Consider the following 21,889-nt stretch of genomic DNA (forward strand, 5'->3'; position numbering starts at 1 on the left):
GGAGCGTGGGGAGACGCGATGGCTCTTGGGGAGGGCTGCCCGGCGGAGCACTCCGCGCACGCGGCGTTGGAGACGCTGATGCGCCGTCGCCTCGGCAGGGAATGTCTGTATGTGCCGTCGTGCCGGCTGGGGCTGTATGTGGCGCTGCGCCACTGGTGCCGGCCCGGCGGGCGCGTGCTGATGTCGCCGGTCAACGACGACGTGATCTTCTTCGTGGTGCTCGCCGCCGGACTGCGTCCCGTACAGGCGCCGTTGCGCGCCAGGGACGGGTCCATCGACCCGGCCGGCCTCCCGGAGTCCGGCTGGCGCGGGCTGTCGGCCGTGCTGACCACCAATCTGTACGGGAACCCCGACCCGGCGCCCGAACTGCGCGCCCGCTGCGACGCGTTGGGGATCCCGCTCATCGAGGACGCCGCGCACGCCATCGGCAGCGAGGTGGCGGGGCGGCCGGTCGGCGGCTTCGGGGACGCGTCCGTGTTCAGTCTCTCCAAACATGTGGGGGCCAAGAGCGGCGGTTTTCTCGCGCTCGCGGATCCGGGGCTGCGTACGGAACTGGCGCGGGCCCGTGACGCGCTGCTCGAACCCTCCCGGCTCACCGCCGAACTCGCCTACGCGCTGCGCCCGTACGCCGAGGCCGGTGTCCGGGGGCTGCGGCTGGTGCGGGCCGCGCGCGCCGCGCTGCGGCTGCTCGGGCGGGAGGAGCGCGCGGAGATCCGGATGCCGTTGCGCGGTGCGGAGTTACGGAAGGCCCTCACCGGAGCGCCGGGGCTCGGCGGCTTCCACTCCTGGATCCGGGTCGACATGCACGACTACCGGCTCCGCTCGGGCCGGTCCCGGCTGCGCCGTACGGAGCGGCTGCTCGGCGGTCTCGACCAGCGGCTCGATCTGCACCGCGCGGGGACAATGCGGCTACTGGCCAGTCCATGGGGCGAGCCCGGTCACATGGCCGTGGCACCGGGCTCGGGAGGCGCGGCCCGGGCACCGGGCACCGGAGGCGCGGCCGGGGCACAGCCGCTCTTCCGGGTGCCGCTGCTGGTGGAGGACCGTGACGCGGCGATCGCCGCGCTCGCCGCGCACCACATCACCACCGGCTATCTCTACGATCCGCCGCTCGACGACTACGCGGGCGAGGTCTTCACCGATCCGTCGCCCGCGCCGGAACCGGCCGCCTGGTTCGCGCGGCACGCCCTGCCCGTCGACCCGTGCCGGGCGGATCAGGTGATCGCCGTACTCGACGCGCTGGGCGCCCGGCCCGCGCGCCGGGCGGAAAGCGGCGTAGGGCATGGCGGCGGTGGCTGACACCGCGCGGTTGCGCGGGCCCGCCACCACCGGCCCCGACAAGGCCGACGGCGACTCCATGTTCCGTAACGCCTATGCCCTGATGCTCTCCACCGGTGTCTCCGCCGCCCTGGGCCTGGGCTTCTGGCTGGTCGCCGCGCGCTACTACACCGAGGAGGCGGTCGGCCAGGGCTCGGCCGCCATCGCCGCGATGCGGCTGCTCGCCTCGCTCACCGCCACCACCATGATCGGCGCGGTGGTGCGTTACGTACCGCGCGCGGGCCGCGCCACCGGCGCGCTGGTGTGGCGCGCGTACGCGGTCAGTTCGCTGGTGGTCTGCGCCGCCTGCGTGGTGTTCCTCGCGACGCTCGATCTGTGGGGTCCCTCGTACGCGCCGCTCGACGGGGTCACGGCCGGAGTCGTGTTCACCTCGGCCTGTGTCGCCTGGGCGCTGCTCACCCTCCAGGACGGGGTGCTGACCGGGCTGCGCAGGGCGTTCTGGGTGCCTGTCGGCAACGCCGCGTTCTCCCTCGGCAAGCTGCTGCTGCTCGCCGCGTTCGCCACGGCGATGCCGGTCCTCGGGGTCTTCGTGTCCTGGGCGGCGGCCATCGCGCTGTCCGTTCTGCCGCTCGGCTGGCTGGTCTTCCGCAGGCTGATCCCGCGTCAGGTCGCCGCCGACCACGACCGGGAGCCGCCCAGGGCGCGGGACATCGGGCGGTTCCTGGCCGGGGACTCGATCGGGGCGCTGTTCAGTCTGGCGATGATCAATCTGCTGCCGGTGCTGGTCGCGGTCCGCTTCGGCGCCGCGCACAACGCCTTCTTCTACACCGCCTACACCGTCGGCGGCACGATGGAGTTCATGGCCATCAACATGGCCTCCTCGCTCACCGCGCACGCCTCGCACAGCCCGGACCGGCTCGCCGAAGGGGTGCGCGGGGCGCTGCGCCGGATGACGGTGCTGCTCGTGCCGGTGGTGCTGGTGCTGGTGGTCTTCGCACCGCAGGTCCTCGCGCCGTTCGGCGCGGACTACGCCCGGCACGGCTCCACGGTCCTGCGGCTGCTGGCCGCCGCCGCGCTCCCCCGGGTCGTCGTGGAGCTGTACATCGGGGTGCTGCGGGTCCAGGGGCGTACGGGCATGCTGGCCGCGTTCCAGGGCGCCATGTGTGTGCTCGTACTCGGCAGCGCCCTGTTCCTGCTCGGTCCGGCGGGCATCTCCGGCGCGGGTCTGGCGATGCTGCTGTCCATGACGGTGATGGCGCTGATCGCGGCGCCGGGGCTGCGCGCGGCCCTGCGCAAGCGCGCGCCGCGGAAACAGGCACCAGGGGAACGGACACCACGGAAACAGGCAGCACGGAAACAGGCACCACGGAAACAGGCGACACGTACGAAGGGCGCCGACGCGTATGGAACCAGCTGGGCCCGGGAGGCCGCGCGGCTGCGCGCGGAGGCCGCCGCCGCCCCGGCGCATCACCCGCCCTGGTCCGCGGACTCCCCGGCCTCAGCCGCCTCCACCGTGGACGAGAGCCGGGTCATCACCGTGCTCTGGCTGCTTCTCGGACTGGCGGTCGGGCTGTTCTGGCCGCCGCTCGTCCGCCTCGGGGACATCGGCCGCGATCAGCTCACCGGCGGCCAGCTCCTCTCCGTAATACCCCCGCTGACGCTTGTCTCGGGCATGGTGCTGATCGTCGTGCAGTGCGCCGCCGTCTCCCTCGTACGGCCGGGCCCGGCGCTGCTCACGCTCGGGCCGCTGGCGATCTTCGCCGCGCTGCACAGCGCGCCCGTGCTGCTGGGCGTATGGCCCGACCGGATGTCCGGGCCCTGGCACGAGCCGGTCGCCGGCCTGCTCACCGACCTCCTGGGCGGCCTGTCGGGCGGCGTCTCGGGCGGCGTCTCGGACACGGACGGGGTTCTGCGGACGCTGCCCGTGGCCCTGCAACTGCTCGGGCTGGGGCTCGCCGCCGTCACCCTGTGGGCCCTGGGGACGGACGGACGGGTCACGGCGGGGGCGGTGTGGGTGCTCGCGGTGGCGGGCTGGGCGGCACAGAAGCAGTTCGCGGCGATCGCGCTGCCCGTGTCCCTGGGGGTGTGCGCGGCGGCGGCGATCGCGCTGGTGGTGCTGGTCGTACGGCGGCGTCACCGCGCCGGAACCGGCTGACGGAAGTACGGGGCGCGCCCCGCCTCGCGGTAACCCTCCAGCGCCGGGCCCTCGTTGACCGTCAGATCGCAGCCCTCGCCCGGTACCGGCCGGTTCCAGTGCACCAGCGCCCGCACCCCCGGGAGCGTCGGCGCCACCGCCGGGATCTCCCGGTACCAGTCGCGCTGGCGGTCGGGCCGGTCCGGGTCGGGTGCCGTGCTGAACTCGGCGAGCATGACGGGTTTCGTGGCGGACACGTTCGCGCGCAGCCACTCGTAGGACGGCCGCTGGCTGCGCTCGAAGTCCAGCCAGTTCTCCGAGTCGTGGCAGCCGAAGTAGTTGTACTGGTCCATCCCGATCCAGTCGACGTAGTCGTCACCCGGGTAGAGGGATTTCATCAGCGCGGCGTTGCCCAGATAGCCGGAGACGGTCCACACCCACACCACGTTGTCCACGCCGAGCTCCTCGAAGCGGTCGTGGAGATGGCGGTGGGCGGCGATGAACTCCTCGGGCGTGCCCGCGTCCGGCGTACGGAAGTCGGTCTCCTGGTCGAAGGAGAGGAAGACGCGCTTGCCGTACGCCTTGAGGCGCCGGGCCCCCGGGTCGATGATCTCCTCGTCGAACGTCCCGTCCGCGACGGCCCGCCAGCCGAGCTGGGTCTCGGTCCAGTTCTCGTGGTGCGGCTCGATCCATACGGTGGACTCCCAGGCCAGCATCAGCAACCGGTCCCGGCCCAGCTCGCGTTCGTCGGGGGTGAGCAGCACTCCGTCCCGCTCGGTGTTGGACATGTCGTGGTAGTTGTAGACGAGGTCGAGTTCGCGACCGATCTTCTTCTCGAAGGCGTACACCGCGTCCTTGAGCGAGCCGTCGCGCGCGTAGGGGATGTACGCGCCCCACCAGGCCCCGCACGGGGGTTCCAGTGCCGCGGTCGGCGCGCACGAGCCGTTCACCGCGTCCTGGTCCGCGTCCCCCGTGCCGTCCCGGGAGTGCCATACGCCGATCCCGGCGAGCAAGGCCCCCACGGCGGCCAGGACGAGGGCCAGATATGCCGTCCCGCCGGCCCCGGGCGTGCGCCGCCGGGCGCCCTCCCTGCCGGTCATCGGTCGTTACCGGCGCTGCGTTCGGCACGTTCGGTGCGTTCGGCACGTTCGGTGCGTTCGGCACGTTCGGTGCGCTCGGCACGTTCGGTGCGCTCGGCACGTTCGGTGCGCTCGGCGCGTTCGATGTGCTCGGTGCGCGCCGCGTGTCGTGCGCGCGTGGTTCGTTTGGTTCGTTTGGTTCGTTTGGGACGACGCTCCACCGCCCCACGGGTCGCGGCGGGCAGCGGCAGGGCGGGCAGCGGTGCCACGACCGTGCAGAAGGCCGCGAGCGACATCAGAAACACCGTGGCCGAGAATCCCCGCACCAGAAAGAGCGCGGTGGCGGTCAGGGTCGCGAGGGACAGGCTCAGCGGCGCGGCCAGCGCCAGCGCCTCCAGCCGGGCGGCGGGCCGCAGATCACGGGGCAGCGGGAGGAGCAGCGCGCAGCCGGGGCCGAGGAGGACGAAGAGCAGGACGGGTATCCAGCGCGGCGGCACGCCGTCGGGCAGCTCCGTCGCGGCGAGCGCGAGCCAGCCGGAGAGCGCGAGGGCGCCTCTGAGCCAGGGTTGGGCCGGTGCCTTGGCGTGGTGCACCCTGCTGTCGTTCACCGCGCCGCCATTCACCGCGCTGTCGTTCATCGCGCTGTCGTTCATCGCGCTGTCGTTCACTGCGCTGCCGCTCACCGTGGCTTCTCCTCCGTGCGCGTGTCTCGCGGTACGTGTTCCAGTTCGAGCCCGTGCTCGCTCTCCTCCACGACCCGGAAGTACGGCGAGCGCTTCAGTGCCTCGCTCATCCGGTCGTAGCCGCCGGGCGGCAGATAGCCCTCGCCGGTGGTGGCCTTCTCCTGGGAGGGGGTGAGGATCACGAACGCGGGGCGACCGTCCGGGATGCCCGCGTCGAGGTACCCGGCCGGGTCCCGGAGCATCTTCAGGTTCTCCGGCACTTCCTGTTCGGTGAAGAACCAGCGCTCGTAGTGGTCGTAGCGGTAGTACGCGCCGGGGAACGACCCGGTGGTGGCGAGGATCAGTGCCCCGTCCGGCGCGCGGTCGTAGGCCCGTTTCACGAACGCGGTCTCGGCGGGCGGCGCGTACTGCATGCCCTCCTTGCCGTAGTACGACGGCAGGAAGCCCGCCAGCAGGGCGACCAGCGCCACGGGCAGCGCGACCACCGCGACGCCCCGCGCCACCCTCCGGGCCCTGCCGGTACCGGCGACGGTGGGGACGAGCGCGGCGGCGGCGAAGAAGGCCGTCCCCGGCAGCCCGAACAGATAGACGCGGAACAGCATTTCGCCGCCATAGTCATTGACGGCGAACAGCGGGACGGGCGCCGCCGCGGCCAGCAGCAGCGGCAGGGCGCTCCGTACGAGCCGGCGTCTCAGCAGCACGGCCGCGCCCGCGAGCACGGCCAGGATCAGCACCATCAGGATGTTGGCACGCCCCACCAACTCCGGTCCCGGGCCGCTCGGTTCACCCGCGAATCCCGCGCGGGAGTTGTTCAGCAGATCGCCCGCCGAGTCGCGCAGGGTGCTCAGGGTGTCCAGGAACAGCACCCGTCCCATCGTCAGATCCCAGACGAGCATCAGCACACCGGTGACCACGAGCAGCCCGAGATTGCGGTAACGGCGGGTCAGACAGAGGGCCAGCAGGGTCATGCAGAGCATCACCGGGGTCAGCTGGTGCGCGGCGTTGACCGCCGCGATGAGCGGCGCCAGTATCGCCACGCCGGCCGCCCGCTGGCGCGTGGTGGTGGGCGGCGGTACGGACGCGGCGGCCGGGTCGAGCAGGGACCGGTCGCGCAGCCGCCCGGCGGATCCCGGCCGCACGAAATGCCGTACGACCACGGCGAACACGGTCAGGAAGAGCAGATAGGCGAAGGCCTGCGGGGACAGATAGTCCTGGCCCACCCAGTTGGCGAGCTGGAAGATCCAGACGGCGGTCCACACCAGCCGCCAGTCGTCGGTGAAGGTGCGGTAGATCAGTATCAGGACCGGCAGCGTCAGCAGCCCGAACAGGACCGGCGCCCAGTTGATGAACGAGGCGGCGCCCGGCACCCCGAAGGCCCGGATCAGGGCCGCGTTGAGCGAGAAGAAGCCCGGCCACTGGTCGTACGCGGACATGCCGCCGGACAGTTCGGCGTGCGGGTATACCGTCCCCTCGGCCAGCAGCCTGGCGATCACGGCGTCGTGCTTGGACGCCCAGGCGTAGCGGACGGAGTCGTAGAGGAGAGCGGGCGGCGCCTTGAGCGCCACCAGCATCGCGACACAGTGGGCGAGCGGCCACCAGGGGGCGGTGCCCGCCCGGCGCAGGCTCAGCGGAAAGCCGATCGAGAGCATGACCAGCGAGGCGTAGAACGCGATGGGGAAACGGTCGAGGAGACCGAAGTCCCCGATGTCCCGGAACCCGATCCTCGGTAACGACCAGGTCCACAGCGCCGCCGCGACCGCCAACGGAAGCCAGGGCGGCAGCCGCCGGGGCCGGAGCACGGCCGATGGGCGGGAGGGAGCGGCGGACGGGCGGGACGGGGCGGTGGATGGGCGGGAGGGCGCGGCGGACGGGCGAGACGGGGCGGTGGACGGGCGGGGCTCTCGTGGCATGTCCCCGCCTATCCGGCGAACTCGGGCCCGCGCACACGGGCGCGCGCGGTTCGGTACAGCCGCCAGCCCAGCGTGGCCGTCGAGTCCGGGAAGGGAGCGACCCTGACCCGCCCGCCGCGCGCTCCCTCGTCCGCCATCCAGGACTCGATGTCCGCCACGGTGTGGGTACGGCGGACGATGAGCCGGGCGATGCGGTACGGCTCGTCGCGCGACGAACTGAGCGCGTGGCGGACGGCGACGGCGGAGGCGTACCCGGCGGCCTCGGCGGCCCGCCGGACCGCGCGGCTGTTGTAACCGTGCGGATAGGCCAGATGCGCCACCTCGTGGCCGAGGGCGTCCTCCAACGCGCTTTTGGATTCGCGCAGTTCACGGTGGAGCGCGGGGGCGCGGAGAGTGTCCAGCTGGGGATGGGTGACGGTGTGGGCGCCCACCTCGATGCCGTATCCCTCCAGCGCGCTCGCCTGGGCGAGCGTCATCATCGGGGCGGGCGGCAGCAGGCAGCCGGAGTCGGATCCGGAGACTCGTGTGCGTGTGTGCGCGTGCGTGCGGATGAGGGCGCCGGTGGTCAGATAGGCGGTGGCGGGCAGCGCGCGGGCGGCGAGCGCCTCGGCCGTGGGGCCGGGCAGATCGGCGAAGCCGTCGTCGAAGGTGAGGACGACGGGCCGGGGCGGCAGGGGCGTGCGGCAGACGAGATGGCCGGCCAGCACGCTGACCGGGACCGGCGTACGGCCGCAGGCGACGACCGCGTCCAGCTGGGCCGCGAAGTCCCTTGGGGTAACGGTGAATTCGGCGATCCAGTCGGGCGGGTCGTCCGTGACGGCGTGGTAGAGCAGGACCGGGACACGGGCGGCGGCGGGCAGGACCTTCACGCCTGGCCCCCGTCCCTGGCTATCCGTCTGCGGGCCTTCGCGTAGCCGAGGGGGCCGTAGAGCATGCCTCGGCGCTCCAGCCGGGAGAGGGAGCGCGGCCAGGGGTGGTGCTGGGCGCCGTGCGTGCCGGGCACGCCGGGTACGCCGGGCACTCCGGGTACGCCGGTCACTCCGGGTACGCCGGTCACTTCTGACGCGGACGCCTCTTCTCGCGAGCGCTGGGCGGTGATCGCCCGGGCATGGGCCAGGCCGCGCGGCAGCCTCGCCAGCAGGGCGGGCAGCAGCGCGGGACGGCGCATGACGATCGCGGTCAGATACGCGGTGAGGCCGGCGCCGTATCCGTACGCCTGGTTCTCCAGGTCCCGCCAGGTCTCGCGGTGGTGGTGCCAGACGAGCGCCGTTGGCGTGTAGCGCAGCCGGTGGCCCGCGGACAGGATCCGGACGAAGGCGTAGAGGTCGTCGCCGCCCCGGGCCGGGGTGCCGGTGCCGGTGGCCGGGTCGAATCCACCGACGGCCCGCAGCGCGTCGGCGCGGAAGGCCATATTGGCGCCGGAGCCGAAACTGCCGGCGGTGAACGGGAAGAGCGGTTCGCCGGCGGGCGGCCAGGCCGGGTCATACACACGCGGCTCGAAACCCTTGGCGAAGCCTCCGTGGCTCTCCAGCAGGATCTGGGCGGGGGTGGTGAGCCGGGCGGGCAGGATCAGGCCGGTGACACACCCGAGGCCGGGGTCCGCCGCGAAGGGCGTCGTGAGCGCGGTGAGCCAGTGCGGGTCGGCGATCACGTCGTCATCGGTGAAAGCGACGACCGCGCCGTCCGTGTCGTCCAGACCGCGGTTGTGGGCGAGGGCCAGCCCGGGGCGCGATTCGTGTACGTAGTCGACGCGGCCCGCGTACCGGGAGGTCACGAGGTCACGGGTGGCGGACGTGACGGGTGCGTTGTCGACGACGAGGACGCGGAAGTCCGGGTGGTCCTGTGCGAGGAGCGAGTCGAGGGCGCGGGCGAGCTGTCCCGCGCGCTCACGGGTCGCGACGACGACGGTGGTGCGGGGCGGGGCGTACGGCTCGTCGGCGGGTGCCGGCTCGTATCGGCCCGGGTCCTTCCGGTCGGTCCGGTCTCTCCGGTCGGTCCGGTCGGTCCGGACTCTCTCGTCACTCCGGTCCGTACGGTCTCTCTCGTCACCCCTGCCCCTCTGGCCCTTCCGGCCCCTCTGGCCCTTCCGCGCGCGGAATGCGGCCGTAAGCACCTCGGCGGGGTCCTCCCCCGACCCGACCCGGCCGAGCACGATGGCGGCGGGGCGGCCCCTGAGTCGTACGAGCGCGTAGACGTACCCCTCGCCGAGGGGCGACCCGCCGGGCGCGGGGGCCAGGGAGAGGACCGGGCCGTCGGGGCCGTCGAGATCGAGTTCGGCGACGGCGACGGACGCGAACGCGGCTGACGCGCACGCGGCTGTGGATGGATACGTCATCTGCTCCCCCGTAGGTCCTGCCCGCCCCGCCGGTCGCCCCGGCCCGTCCTCCACCCCGTCATCCGGCCTGTCCCCCGGCCTGTCATCCGGCCCGCAGCCGGCCCAGCCGCTTCAGCGTCCGCTGCGCGTATCCCGCCAGCCTCGGCCTGCTCCGTACGAAGCTGTGCGCCCTGCGGGAGGGCTCCCTGCCCAGCCAGGAGAGCGCCGCCCGCGCGCCCGGGCGCGCCGCGGAACCCTCGTACACCCGTAGCCCGCCCGTCTTCAGCGCGTCCTTGTACTCCGCCGCGCCACGCCCCAGATCCAGCATGCCGATGCCCGCTGCCGCGGCGGCCTCGGCCATGCGCAGATGCAGGATCAGCCCCGGCGAGAACCTGGCGAACTCTGGGTCGTAGGCCGGGAACCAGCAGGACAGCACCGTGCGCGAGCGCAGTCCGAAGTGCGCGGCGACGGGCCGGCCCGCGGCGTACAGCACGGAGAGCAGCCCGGAGCAGCCGGGCGTACGGGTGTCCGCGAGCAGCCGTACCAGCCCGCTGATCCACTCCTGGGCGAACCGGTCGCGACGGCCGGTCCTGCGGTACTGCGCCGACTTCCACGTCATGAGCGCGCGCAGGGCGGCCGGATCGCGTTCGTCGAAGACGAAGCGGACCTCGCCCGCCTGCCGGCCGAGCCTGCGCTCCTTCGCGGTGGTTGTACGGAGAAACTTTGGCGACCGCGCGCGCAGACCCGACTCGTACGCGGCGTACCCGTCCCCGACCTCGATCACCGGCGACTCGAACCCCTCGGCCGCCGAGGGCACGAACAGCCCCTGTCCCGCTTCCAGGTTGTCGAACTCCCAGGCCGCCAGCGAGCAGCCGCCGAGCAGTTCGCGCGCGGTCAGCGGCAGACCGGTACGGAGCACCGCGCCCTGGCAGTCGGAGACCCCGAGACCGATCGCCCGCCCGTATCCCAACGGGCCCTTCTCGTAAGGGAAGAAGCCGACGGGCCCGCCGTCCCCCTGCCGCTCCCGCAGGACCGCCACGCGCGACGCCGGTCGCACGAGGCCCACCGCGCGGGTGAACTCCGGTTCCATGAACGGGTTGGCGGGCGCGCCGGACGCGGCCCGTAACGCACGCCAGGCCCCGATGTCCGGCTCGGCCAACTCCCCCGGCGCCACCACCTCGATCTCGACGCGCGCGTGCGCGGCATCGCGTAGATCGCTCAATTCGACCCCCCGGTCGCGTCCCCGCCCCGATAGGACGGTACCCGCCCAAATCACTCCGGGACAACGGGCGGGAACGGGCTGTAGCGGTCCCTAGGTCCTGTCGGGCCGGAACACGCTCAACCACGACCGAAGGAACCCGGAAGCGACCGGAAGCGACCGGAAGCGGCCGAAACAGGCCGGAAGACATCGGAAGAGGCCGGAACAGCTCCTGTGCCGGGGCGCCCGCTCCCTCATAGGATCGGATCGACCCGTGCCGGGAGGGAGTGTCCGATGACCGCGTCAAATACGCCGCAGCCCGCGTCGCACTCCACACACTCCGTGCACTCCACACACTCCACGCCCCACCGGATGGACTCGTCCGGCGGCTGTCCGCACGCCGCCAACGCCGCGCTGCTGGCGAAGGGTGCCGCGGCCGAGGTGCTGCTCCCCGGGGACGTACCGGCGGCGGCGGTGCTCGGGCACGAGGCGCTCAAGGAATTCATCGGCCATCCGGATGTCGCCAAGAACGCCCGGCACTTCACCGCGCTGCGCGAGGGGCGCATTCCGGACGGCTGGCCGCTGCGGACCTTCGCGACCGTTCAGGGCATGGTCACCTCGGACGGCGACGACCACCGGCGGCTGCGTTCACTGGTGGGCAAGGCGTTCACGGCCCGGCGGGTGGAGGCGCTGCGCCCCGGCATCGAGCGGCTGACCGACGAACTGCTGGACGGTGTGGAGGCCGCGGCGGCGGGAGCGGACCGCGGCGGTGCGCACGGCGGCGGTACACATGGCTCCGGCGCGGATGACGGCGGTGCGGATGACGGCGGCGTAAGTGATCGTGCGGGTGACGGCGTGGTGGATCTGCGGGCGCTCTTCGCGCTGCCGCTGCCCATGCGCGTCATCAGTGAACTGCTCGGTGTGGACGAGGAGTTCCGGGACCGGCTGCATGTGCTCTCGAACCAGGTGGTCGCGACCGACATCGGCCCCGAGGAAGCGGTGGCCGCGAACCGCGAGATGGTGGCGGTGCTGTCCGCCGTGGCGGCTTCCCGCGAGGCCCGTCCGGGGGATGACCTCACCAGCGCCCTGATCGCCGCGCGCGAGGAGGACGGCGACCGGCTCGGTGAGGACGAACTCATCGGCACGATGATCGTGATGATCATCGCCGGTCATGAGACCACCCTCAATCTGATCACCAACGCGGTGCGCGCGCTCTGCGCCCACCGGGACCAGTTGGAGCTGATCAGGGCCGGTGGCGCCGACTGGACGGACGCGGTCGAGGAGACGCTGCGCTGGGACAGTCCGGTCAGTTTCTTCCCGTTCCGTTATCCGACCCGGGATCTGACGGTGGATGGCACGCTGATCCGGGCGGGCATTCCGGTGCTGGCCGGCTTCTCGGCCGCCGGCCGTGATCCCGCCGCCCACGGCCCGGACGCGGACCGCTTCGATATCAGGCGCCGTACGCGCTCCACCACGCGACATCTCTCGCTGGGCCACGGTGCGCACTACTGTCTGGGCGCACCGCTGGCGAGGATGGAGACGACGATCGCGCTGCGGCGGTTGTTCAGTCGCTTCCCGGACCTGAGGGTCGCGGTCCCGGAGGAAGAGCTTCCGCGTCATCGGAGCTTTGTGGGCAACAGCGTGCGGGAACTGCCGGTGGTGCTGAGGTAGTTGAGCCCGCCGCAGCCGTGATCGGCGACGAGACGCCTTATAGGCGCAGCCCGACGGCCAGGGCGATGGTGATCCCCAGCGTGCAGACCGCGACGACGAACCACGCCTGGTGCTTCGCTTCCGGAGTCATGTTCGGTGTCGCCCTTCACGTTCGTGCAAGTAGTCCATGAACGTGCGGCACATACGGGCCAGGGCTCGCATGTGGACCCAGTTCGCCATGGCGCCGTCGCCGGGCCCGCTGCCGGTCAGGTCGTACCAGTCCTTCAGCGCGCCCTTCGCCCGGACCGTGTGCTCGGTCTCGGGGATCCGCTCCACGAACCCGACGAGCAACGCCCCATGGGTGATCAGCCGGTTGGTGAGATCGGTGATCTCCACCGGCGGCGGCATCAGACGATGCGGGGCGAGCGCTCGGTCGATGTTCAAGGCTATGACATCGAAGGCGATATCGTCATATGCCAATGCCTTCCTATGAGCGTTTTCCTCTGTGCCTCCGGCTCTGCGGTCTGTCACTGTGGTCACCTTGGCCCCCCGCTCTCTTCGTGTGTTCGGCGTCTACTTGAAGAGAAAACCGCGTTATTACCCTCCCCGGGTACCGTGGAGGGTAGGTCCGAGAATGAAAGCCATGAACGCTTGGGGGAGTTAAAGGCATGGCGAGTAACTCACGTCACTCACGCACACCCAATGCAGGGTTGGCCTCCCTGCTTGAGCAGGCGAAATGGTCCCGTGCGCAGTTCGCGCAGATAGTCAATCGCATCGGCGCGGAAGCCGGACTCCAGCTGCGCTACGACCAGTCCGCGGTCTCCCACTGGGTCGCGGGCACCACCCCGAAGGAGCAGGTCAGACCACTGATCGTGGAGGCGTTCGCGCGTAAGCTCGGACGTCCGGTCACCCATGCGGAGGCCGGTCTGCCGGTCGCCGCCTCCGCGCACCTCCCGGCGGGCTCCGGCCTGCCCGGCTCCTACGGTTACGGCCCGAACGGCACTTCCGGCACTTCCGGCGTCAACACGTTCGAAGAACTGGTCGACATGGGGAGGGCCGACATGGACCCGTCGCGTCGCAGTTTGATTGCCGCAGGACTGTTCTCGGCCGCGATCGTGGTGCCGCTGTTCCCGGATTTGGCGCACGCCGCTTCCGCGCCGTCGGCGCCCCCCGGCAAACGGACGGCTCGGATCGGCGCGCCGCAAGTACAGGCCGTACGTACGATGACCGATCGAATAGCGGACATTCTCGATGAGCTCGGCGGGGGGCACGCGCGTCCGATGGCGGCCGCGTTTCTGGTGAACACGGTCATGCCATGGCTCAAGGCCGAGGCCCCGGAGGGCGTGCGGAGCGACATGCTGTCGGCTGCCTCCGATCTGGTCTATCTGACCGGATGGATGGCGATGTACGAGCGGGCGCACGGACTCGGCCAGCAGTACTACCTCAGGGCACTGGAGCTGGCGGGCGCCGCCGAGGACCACACGACCTACTGCCGCACGCTGCGCGGTATGTCCCTCCAGGCGTCCAATCTCGGGTACGGCAAGCGCGCGCTGGAGCTGGCCGACTCGGCCGCCGAGGCGTCCCCGAAGGCCGGGCCGCGGCTGCGGGCCTTCCTCTCCGGGCAGCAGGCACACTCGGCGGCGATGGTCGGCGACAAGCGGCAGGCGTTCACCCGGCTCCGGGAGACCGAGACGGCGCTGACGAAGGCGGACAACCGGCGTGAGTCGGTCGGCGGCTACGACACGACGGCGTATCTGTTCCACACGTCGCATGTGCTGTACGAGTTCAAGGATCTGCCGGGGTCCATATCAGCGCTCCAGCAGTCCCTGAAGGCGCAGCAGAAGAACGAGCGGCAGGGCAGGGTCCACTTCCTCGCGGTGCTGGCGCAGCGTCAGCTGGAGCTGGGGCATCTGGAGGCCGCGTGCGGGAGTTGGTGGCAGTTCCTGGAGGACTACGAGCATGTCTCGTCGGCACGGGGTGACGAGCACTTCGAGACGATGCGGCGCAGGCTGAAGCCGTACGCGAAGACGCAGGCGGTACGGAGGCTGCGGGCGAAGATCGACGAGGTCGCTGTGCTGAAGGGGTAGCGGCGCGGCGGGCCGGCTCAGTGGACCCGCTCCCCGGCCCGCCAGACCCCCGTGACCAGGGGCACCCCCGGCCGGTAGGCCAGATGCACATGGCTCGGGGCGTCGAGGAGGGCGAGGTCGGCGCGGGCGCCCGGGGTGAGGCGGCCGATGTCCTGGCGGCGCAGGGCCGCCGCACCGCCCGCCGTGGCCGACCAGACCGCCTCGTCCGGGGTCATGCCCATGTCGCGTACGGCGAGGGCGATACAGAACGGCATGGACGAGGTGAACGACGAGCCGGGATTGCAGTCGGTGGAGAGGGCGACGGTCGCGCCCGCGTCGAGGAGGCGGCGGGCGTCGGGCCAGGCGGCGCGGGTGGAGAACTCGGCGCCGGGGAGCAGCGTGGCCACGGTCGCGCCCTGGGCGAGGGCGTCCACGTCCGCGTCGGTCAGATGCGTGCAGTGGTCGGCGGACGCGGCGTCGAGTTCGACGGCGAGCTGGACGCCGGGACCGTACGAGAGCTGGTTGGCGTGGACGCGCGGGTGCAGGCCCTTCGCGGCTCCGGCGGTGAGGATCGCGCGGGCCTGGTCGCCGTCGAAGGCGCCCTTCTCGCAGAAGACATCGATCCAACGGGCGTACGGAGCACAGGCGTCGAGCATCTCGCCGGTGACGAGGGCGACATACGCGGCGGGATCGTCGGCGTGGTCGGGCGGGACGATGTGCGCGCCGAGGTAGGTGACCTCGTCGGTCTGCGCGCGGGCGATACGGAGGGCGCGGGCCTCGTCCTCGACGGTCAGTCCGTAACCGGACTTGGTCTCCTGGGTGGTGGTGCCCTGGCGCAGCGCCTCGGCCAGATAGCGCGCGACGTTGGCGCTCAGCTCGGTGTCGGTGGCCGCGCGGGTCGCGGCGACGGTGGTGCGGATGCCGCCGGCCGAGTACGCGCGGCCGGACATCCGGGCGTTGAACTCCTGGGTGCGGTCGCCGGCGAAGACGAGATGGGAGTGGGAGTCCACGAAGCCCGGGATCACGGCCCTGCCACCGGCGTCGACGGCATTGTCAGTGGCGGGTGCTTTGCTTGATTCACCGACCCAGACCACGTGGTCGCCGTCGATGACGACGGCCGCGTCCTGGATCAGACCGATGGGGGTTCCGTCACCGAGGGAGGGGTCGTTGGTGACCAGACTGGCGATGTTGGTGAGGGCGGTGGTGCCCGCCGTGGTGGTGGTCGTCATCGTGACGCTGTTCTCCTTCGGCGGCGTCCGCGGCGTCAGCCGCGCAGAGCCGCGATCGAATCGGCGAGGGCCTTGGGCACATCCGGGACGAGAGCGTGGACACCGTCCCGTACGATCCGGCGGCCGCCGACCACGGTGTGGCGTACATCCGCCGCGGAGGCGGCGAATACGGCTGTCTCCGCTCCGAGCCGGGTGAGCGTGCCGGCTGTTCTGACCGAGTCCAGGGCGATGGTGGTGAGATCGGCGAGCGCGCCTCGCTCGATCCTGCCCGCCTCGTGCCAGCCGAGGGCCGCGTGGCCGTCCGCGGTCGCGGCGCGCAGGAGGGCGGCGGCAGTCCAGTGACCGCGGGTGCGGGTGCGCAGCCGTTCGTCGAGTTCCATCGCGCGGGCCTCTTCGAGGATGTCGATGACGGCGTGGCTGTCGCTGCCGAGCGACAGCGGCGAGCCCGCGCGCTGGAGGCGGGCGGCGGGCCCGATGCCGTCGGCCAGATCGCGTTCCGTGGTGGGGCACATACAGGTGCCGGTGCGGGCGCCGCCCAGCAGGGCGATGTCCTCGTCGGTGAGATGCGTGTTGTGCACGCCGGTGGTACGGGCGCCGAGGACTCCGTGATCGGCGAGCAGACGGGTGGGGGTGCGGCCGTGCACATCGAGGCAGGCGTCGTTCTCCGCGGTCTGCTCGGAGAGATGCACATGCAGCGGGGCCCGATGGGCCTCGGCCCAGTCGGCGACGGTGGAGAGCTGTTCCGCGGGGACGGCGCGTACGGAGTGGATCGCCGCGCCGATCCGGGCGTGGGCGCTGTCCTTGTGGGCCGAGGCGAGGTCCGAGGCGCGCTCGGCCCACGCGGTGGCCGTTCCGTCGGAGAAGCGGAGCTGATGGTCGTCGAGGGGCGCGCCGCCGGGCCGCTTCGTGATGCCGGAGGAGAGATAGGCGGTGTCCAGCAGCGTGATCCGGATCCCGGCCTCGGCCGCCGCCGCGATCAGCGCCTCCCCCATCGCGTTCGGCCGGTCGTACGGAGTGCCGTCCGGGGTGTGGTGGAGGTAGTGGAATTCGCCGACGGCGGTGATCCCGGCGAGCGCCATCTCGGCGTACACGGCGCGGGCGAGCGCGTAATACGAGTCGGGGGTGAGCTTGGCGGCGATCGCGTACATGATCTCGCGCCAGGTCCAGAAGGTGCCGGAGCCGACCTGGACGGTGCCGCGCAGGGCGCGGTGGAAGGCGTGGGAGTGGGCGTTGGCCAGCCCGGGGAGGGTCAGTCCGCGCAGGACCGTGGCCCCGGGCGGCGGGGTCATGACGCCGGTACGGACGTCGGTGATCCGGCCGTCCGTGACGCCGACGGCGACCCCTGGCTCGACATACGTGCCGAGCCAGGCGTGCTCCAGCCAATAGACGAGTTCGGCGGGCGCGCCCGGCACGACCCGGCTCGGCGCGGTGTCCGGCCAGTGCTCGGTGTCCGCTCCGGGATCGGTGTCCGGCCGGTGCTCGGTGCCCGCCCGGTGCTCACTCTCCGTCCCCGGGTCGGTGCCCGCCCCGGACTGGATGCCCGCCGGGTGCTCGGTGCCCGCTCCGGGCTGGGTGCCCGCTGGGGGATCGGTGTCCACGCCGGGCCCGGTGGTCTGCCCTGTCTCCGTGACCCGCGTCCTGCCCGGTGCCGCTGTGGCGTGCGTCATGCGCACAGGAGTCCTTCCAGTACGTCGGCGAGTGCCAGGACCCCGGCCACGCAGTCGTCCTCGGCCGCGGATTCGGCCGGGGAGTGCGAGACCCCGGTGGGGTTGCGTACGAACAGCATGGCGGTAGGGATGGAGCCGGACAGAATACCCGCGTCATGCCCGGCACCGGTGCCGAGGACGGGTACGGGTGCGGCGCCGCCTGGGCGCTGCCCGAGGATCTTGCCCAGCTCGTCCCGCAGGGCGTGCTCGAACTCGACCACGGGGGTGAAGGACTCCCGCACGACAGACAGCTCGATACCGGCCCGGTCCGCGCACGCGCGGGCGGCGGCCTCGATACCGGCGACCACGGTGTCCAGTGCGGACTGGTCGGCGGCGCGGGAATCCAGCCAGCCACGGACGAGGGAGGGGATGGCGTTGACACCGTTGGGCTCGACGGAGACCTTGCCGAAGGTGGCGAGGGCCCCGGCGAGTTCGGCCTCGCGGCGGGCGGCGAGCACCGTCTCGGCGTAGGTCAGCATCGGGTCACGGCGGTCGGCGAGACGGGTGGTGCCCGCGTGGTTGGCCTCTCCCCGGAAGTCGAAGCGCCAGCGGCCGTGCGGCCAGATCGCCGAGGCGATCCCGACGGGGTCGCCGGAGAGGTCGAGGGCGCGGCCCTGCTCGACATGCAGCTCGATGAACGCGCCGATCCGGGCCAGGCGTTCGGGATCGGGCCCGAGGGTGGCCGGGTCGTAGCCGGCGGCCTCCATCGCCCGGGGCAGCGTGATGCCGTCCCCGTCGCGCAGCTCATGGGCCTGCTCGGCGGTGAGCTGTCCGGCGGTGAGCCGGGAGCCGACGCAGGCGAGACCGAAGCGGGCGCCTTCCTCGTCACCGAAGTTGGTGATGGCGAGGGGTCTGCCGAAGCGCGCGCCCCTGGCACGGAGTTCATCGAGTGCGGCGAAGGAGGAGACCACACCGAGCGGCCCGTCGAAGGCGCCGCCGTCGGGTACGGAGTCCAGATGCGACCCCGTCACGACGGCGTCCCCGGCGAGCGGATCGCCGAGCCAGGCCCACTGGTTGCCGTTGCGGTCGAGTTCGTAGGCCAGCCCCCGGGCCTCGGCCTGCGCGCGGAACCAGGCGCGGCACTCGGCATCGGCGCCGGTCCAGGCGTAGCGCCGGTAGCCACCGCTGCCGGAGTCACGTCCGAGCGGCGCGAGGTCGCGCCACATCTCCTGGAAGGAGGGATGCCGGCGGGCGTCACCCGGGGCGCGCTCGGCGTGCCCCGGCTCGGGAGGGAGCGACGCGGTCACTCGCCCTCCCGCATCGGGACGCGGACGTGACGCTCGTCGGCGACCTCTTCCGCGAGGTCGTAGCCCGCGTCGACATGGCGGATGACGCCCATGCCCGGGTCGTTGGTCAGGACACGGCGGATCTTCTCGCCCGCGAGCTTGGTGCCGTCGGCCACCGAGACCTGGCCGGCGTGGATGGAGCGGCCCATGCCGACGCCGCCGCCGTGGTGGAGGGAGACCCAGGAGGCACCGGAGGCGACATTGACCATGGCGTTGAGGAGCGGCCAGTCGGCGATGGCGTCGGAGCCGTCGAGCATGGCCTCGGTCTCGCGGTACGGGGAGGCGACCGAGCCGCAGTCCAGATGGTCGCGCCCGATGACCAGCGGGGCGGCCAGTTCACCGGAGGCGACCATGTCGTTGAAGCGCTCGCCCGCCTTGTCGCGCTCGCCGTAGCCGAGCCAGCAGATCCGGGCCGGCAGCCCCTGGAAGTGGACGCGCTCGCCCGCCATCTTGATCCAGCGGTGCAGGGATTCGTTCTCCGGGAAGAGGTCGAGGATCGCCTTGTCCGTCTTGTGGATGTCGGACGCCTCGCCGGAGAGCGCGGCCCAGCGGAACGGCCCCTTGCCCTCGCAGAACAGCGGCCGGATATAGGCGGGCACGAAGCCGGGGAAGGCGAAGGCCCTGTCGTATCCGGCCAGTTGGGCCTCACCGCGGATGGAGTTGCCGTAGTCGAAGACCTCGGCGCCCGCGTCCATGAAGCCGACCATCGCCTCGACGTGCCGGGCCATGGACTCTCGGGCGCGCTGGGTGAAGTCGGCGGGCTTCTCGGCGGCGTACGAGGCCATCTCGTCGAAGTCGACGCCGAGCGGCAGATAGGCCAGCGGGTCATGGGCGGAGGTCTGGTCCGTGACGATGTCGATGGGGGCGCCCTCGGCGAGCATCCGGGGCAGCAGCTCCGCCGCGTTGCCGAGCAGACCGATGGAGAGCGGACGGCGCGCGTCGCGGGCCTCGGTCGCCAGTTGGAGCGCATGTTCCAGGCTCTCGGCCCGTACATCGAGATAGCGGTGCTCGATGCGGCGCTCGATGGCGCGCGGGTCGCAGTCGATACAGATCGCGACGCCGCCGTTCATGGTGACGGCCAGCGGCTGGGCGCCGCCCATGCCGCCCAGTCCCGCGGTGAGGGTGATGGTCCCGGCGAGCGTCCCGTCGACCCCTCCCCTACCCATCGCGTGCAGCTTGGCGGCGACGGCGGCGAACGTCTCGTAGGTGCCCTGGAGGATGCCCTGCGTGCCGATATAGATCCAGGATCCGGCCGTCATCTGCCCGTACATGGTGAGCCCGAGGGCCTCCAGGCGCCGGAACTCCTCCCAGTTCGCCCAGTCGCCGACCAGGTTGGAGTTGGCGAGCAGGACGCGCGGCGCCCACTCATGGGTCTGCATCACCCCGACCGGGCGGCCGGACTGGACGAGCATCGTCTCGTCCTGCTTGAGGGTGCGCAGCGTACGCACCATCGCGTCGAAGGAGCGCCAGTCGCGGGCGGCCTTGCCGGTGCCGCCGTAGACGACGAGCTTGTCAGGGTGTTCGGCGACCTCGGGGTCCAGGTTGTTCTGGAGCATGCGGAGGGCGGCTTCCTGCTGCCATCCCAGGGCGCTCAGTTCCGTACCGCGCGGAGCCCGTACGGGTCGGGGTCCTGACATGGCGATGCCTCCTCCGTGGTGAATCCGTCGGCTGGTCCGCCGACCGATCTGTTGGCTAATCTATTCACATCCTCGCCGGATGAATACTTGTAGTCAACAGCTGCGGGTGCGGGCGGCGGATGATTGGCTGGCACTCATGGCTTCGGTTCAGCACAACGGTGGCACTACCCCGCACGGCACGGACGGCACCCATGGCTCCGCGGACGGCGGTACGGACGCCGCCCCTCGCGCGGCTTCCGGGGTGGCCCCCCGCGTGGCCTCGGGGGCGGCCCCCCGCATGGCCTCCGACGCGCCCCTCAGCGCGGCGGCCCGCCGGGACCTCGCCGTACGGGCCGCCGTGACGCAGGGTCTCATCAGCGAGGCCGAGCCCGTCGTCGCTCTGCTCGACGTGGCCGGAATCCGCGCCTCCGCCGCCGCTCTCCGTACCGCCTTCGACGAGGTCACCGCCCCCGGTACCGCCGTCCTGCACGCCTTCGCGGTGAAGGCCGCGCCCCTGGTGGCCGTGGTGCGCCTGCTCGGTGAGGAGGGCATCGGCGCCGAGGTCGCCAGCCCCGGCGAGCTGGCCATCGCCCGGGCGGCGGGGATACGGCCCGGGCGCACCGTCCTCGACTCCCCCGCCAAGACCACCGCCGAGCTGCGCGAAGCCCTGGCGCTCGGCATCGCGGTCAACGCCGACAACCCCCAGGAGCTGGCGCGGATCGACGCCCTGATCGGCTCCGGCGCGGGCCGGGGCCCCGGTCCGGGCTCCGGCCCTGCCACCGGACCTGGCTCGGACCCCGTCGCCTCTCCCCTCGGGTTGCGGATCAACGCGCAGGTCGGCGGCGGATCCATCGGTGCCCTGTCCACGGCCACCGCCACTTCCAAGTTCGGGATCGCGCTGCGCGACGAGGGCGCCCGCGCCTGGGTCGTCCAGGCATATCTGGACCGCCCCTGGCTGACCCGGCTGCACACCCACTCCGGCTCGCAGGGCGTCCCGCTGGAGCGCATGACCGAGGGCGTACGGACGGTGTACGAACTGGCCGAGGAGATCAACGCGGCGGCCGGCCGCCGGCAGATCGACACCCTCGACATCGGCGGCGGCCTCCCGGTCAACTTCGGCTCGGACGAGGAGACACCGTCGTACGCGGACTACGCCCGGCTGCTGAGCGAGACCGTCCCCGGACTGCTGGACGGCCGCTACGGACTGGTCACCGAATTCGGCCGTTCTCTGCTCGCCAAGCACGGCACGGTCCTCGCACGCGTCGAATACGCCAAGTCCGCCGGTGGCCGCCCGATCGCGGTGACGCACGCGGGCGCGCAGGTCGCCACCCGTACCGTCTACGACCCCGCCTCCTGGCCGCTGCGCATCGCCGCGTACGACGCCGGGGGACGGCCCAGGACGGGCCCCGCCGTGGCCCAGGACATCGCGGGCCCGGCCTGTTTCGCGGGCGATCTGCTCGCCGAGAACCGCCCGGTGCCCCTGCTTGAGCAGGGTGATCTGGTGGCCGCCCTCGACACCGGCGCGTACTACTTCTCCAACCACTACGCGTACAACAGCCTGGCCAGGCCGGGCGTTCACGGTTTCGTGACGGCTCCCGGCGCGGCCGGTGGCGGGGTGCGCTTCGCGACCGTACGGGCCGCGCAGACGGTCGCGGAGATCGTCGGCGAGTCGGGCGGCGGCCACGCCGACGCGCTCCTCCTCGACGACTGAGCCACCGCCGGGACAGCCGGGGAATCCGT

General features: G+C 72.1%; 16 protein-coding genes. 5 read left to right on the forward strand and 11 right to left on the reverse strand.

Annotation, left to right across the window (positions count from 1 at the left end):
* The first annotated feature begins 18 nt into the window (after window positions 1-18).
* Complete coding sequence (locus tag ABTZ59_RS25195) at window positions 19-1,299, forward strand: DegT/DnrJ/EryC1/StrS family aminotransferase (RefSeq protein WP_503003602.1); 1,281 nt, start codon at window positions 19-21, stop codon at window positions 1,297-1,299.
* On the forward strand, window positions 1,292-3,433 hold the full coding sequence (locus ABTZ59_RS25200) for a lipopolysaccharide biosynthesis protein (protein WP_351415743.1): 2,142 nt from the start codon (window positions 1,292-1,294) through the stop codon (window positions 3,431-3,433). The genes ABTZ59_RS25195 and ABTZ59_RS25200 overlap by 8 nt, the downstream gene beginning before the upstream one ends.
* Here ABTZ59_RS25200 and ABTZ59_RS25205 read toward each other — a convergent pair.
* The 6 genes from ABTZ59_RS25205 to ABTZ59_RS25230 form a co-directional block, all read right to left on the reverse strand.
* A complete protein-coding gene (locus ABTZ59_RS25205; RefSeq protein ID WP_351415750.1) occupies window positions 3,412-4,512 on the reverse strand; it encodes a glycoside hydrolase family 26 protein in 1,101 nt (366 codons plus the stop codon). The two genes, ABTZ59_RS25200 and ABTZ59_RS25205, sit on opposite strands and share 22 nt — an antisense overlap.
* Window positions 4,509-5,174, reverse strand: a complete 666-nt coding sequence (locus ABTZ59_RS25210) for a hypothetical protein (protein ID WP_351415754.1) — start codon at window positions 5,172-5,174, stop codon at window positions 4,509-4,511. The genes ABTZ59_RS25205 and ABTZ59_RS25210 overlap by 4 nt, the downstream gene beginning before the upstream one ends.
* Window positions 5,171-6,973, reverse strand: a complete 1,803-nt coding sequence (locus ABTZ59_RS25215; RefSeq protein WP_351415758.1) for a hypothetical protein — start codon at window positions 6,971-6,973, stop codon at window positions 5,171-5,173. Before ABTZ59_RS25215 ends, ABTZ59_RS25210 begins: the two co-directional genes overlap by 4 nt.
* A gap of 119 nt (window positions 6,974-7,092) precedes the next feature.
* Entirely contained in the window at window positions 7,093-7,953 is an 861-nt protein-coding gene (locus ABTZ59_RS25220; RefSeq protein ID WP_351415767.1) for a polysaccharide deacetylase family protein, read from the reverse strand.
* Window positions 7,950-9,419, reverse strand: coding sequence for a glycosyltransferase family 2 protein (locus ABTZ59_RS25225; protein ID WP_351415772.1), 1,470 nt, complete (start codon window positions 9,417-9,419; stop codon window positions 7,950-7,952). The genes ABTZ59_RS25220 and ABTZ59_RS25225 overlap by 4 nt, the downstream gene beginning before the upstream one ends.
* Before the next feature lie 82 nt (window positions 9,420-9,501).
* Window positions 9,502-10,620 (reverse strand): GNAT family N-acetyltransferase, encoded by a 1,119-nt coding sequence (locus tag ABTZ59_RS25230; RefSeq protein WP_351415776.1) that lies wholly within the window; start codon window positions 10,618-10,620, stop codon window positions 9,502-9,504.
* Between the two features lie 348 nt (window positions 10,621-10,968).
* Between ABTZ59_RS25230 and ABTZ59_RS25235 the strand changes: the two genes are divergently transcribed.
* Window positions 10,969-12,267 (forward strand): cytochrome P450 family protein, encoded by a 1,299-nt coding sequence (locus ABTZ59_RS25235; RefSeq protein ID WP_351415994.1) that lies wholly within the window; start codon window positions 10,969-10,971, stop codon window positions 12,265-12,267.
* A 126-nt stretch (window positions 12,268-12,393) separates the two neighbouring features.
* Here ABTZ59_RS25235 and ABTZ59_RS25240 read toward each other — a convergent pair whose 3' ends face one another.
* The gene (locus ABTZ59_RS25240; RefSeq protein WP_351415780.1) at window positions 12,394-12,726 is read right to left on the reverse strand and encodes a DUF6415 family natural product biosynthesis protein; all 333 of its coding nucleotides are present in this window, start codon (window positions 12,724-12,726) and stop codon (window positions 12,394-12,396) included.
* Between the two features lie 188 nt (window positions 12,727-12,914).
* Here ABTZ59_RS25240 and ABTZ59_RS25245 point away from each other — a divergent pair, with 188 nt between their 5' ends.
* Window positions 12,915-14,333 carry an NsdA family TPR-like regulatory protein gene (locus tag ABTZ59_RS25245; protein ID WP_351415783.1) on the forward strand — a complete coding sequence of 473 codons (1,419 nt, stop codon included), beginning with the start codon at window positions 12,915-12,917 and terminating at the stop codon, window positions 14,331-14,333.
* A 17-nt stretch (window positions 14,334-14,350) separates the two neighbouring features.
* Here the strand turns inward: ABTZ59_RS25245 and hutI are convergent, their stop codons facing one another.
* From hutI to hutU, 4 genes are all read right to left on the reverse strand, one after another.
* On the reverse strand, window positions 14,351-15,541 hold the full coding sequence (gene hutI / locus ABTZ59_RS25250; RefSeq protein ID WP_351415785.1) for an imidazolonepropionase: 1,191 nt from the start codon (window positions 15,539-15,541) through the stop codon (window positions 14,351-14,353).
* Window positions 15,542-15,576: 35 nt separating this feature from the next.
* Complete coding sequence (locus tag ABTZ59_RS25255; protein ID WP_351415790.1) at window positions 15,577-17,208, reverse strand: formimidoylglutamate deiminase; 1,632 nt, start codon at window positions 17,206-17,208, stop codon at window positions 15,577-15,579.
* Window positions 17,205-18,413, reverse strand: a complete 1,209-nt coding sequence (locus ABTZ59_RS25260) for an allantoate amidohydrolase (protein WP_351415999.1) — start codon at window positions 18,411-18,413, stop codon at window positions 17,205-17,207. The genes ABTZ59_RS25255 and ABTZ59_RS25260 overlap by 4 nt, the downstream gene beginning before the upstream one ends.
* A gap of 77 nt (window positions 18,414-18,490) precedes the next feature.
* On the reverse strand, window positions 18,491-20,170 hold the full coding sequence (gene hutU / locus ABTZ59_RS25265; RefSeq protein ID WP_351415794.1) for a urocanate hydratase: 1,680 nt from the start codon (window positions 20,168-20,170) through the stop codon (window positions 18,491-18,493).
* 277 nt (window positions 20,171-20,447) lie between these two features.
* Between hutU and ABTZ59_RS25270 the strand changes: the two genes are divergently transcribed.
* Complete coding sequence (locus ABTZ59_RS25270; RefSeq protein WP_351416003.1) at window positions 20,448-21,860, forward strand: type III PLP-dependent enzyme domain-containing protein; 1,413 nt, start codon at window positions 20,448-20,450, stop codon at window positions 21,858-21,860.
* Window positions 21,861-21,889: the final 29 nt, after the last annotated feature.

Origin of the sequence: Streptomyces sp. NPDC094034 (assembly GCF_040303865.1) — a bacterium.
In the GTDB taxonomy this organism is placed as follows: Bacteria; Actinomycetota; Actinomycetes; order Streptomycetales; family Streptomycetaceae; genus Streptomyces.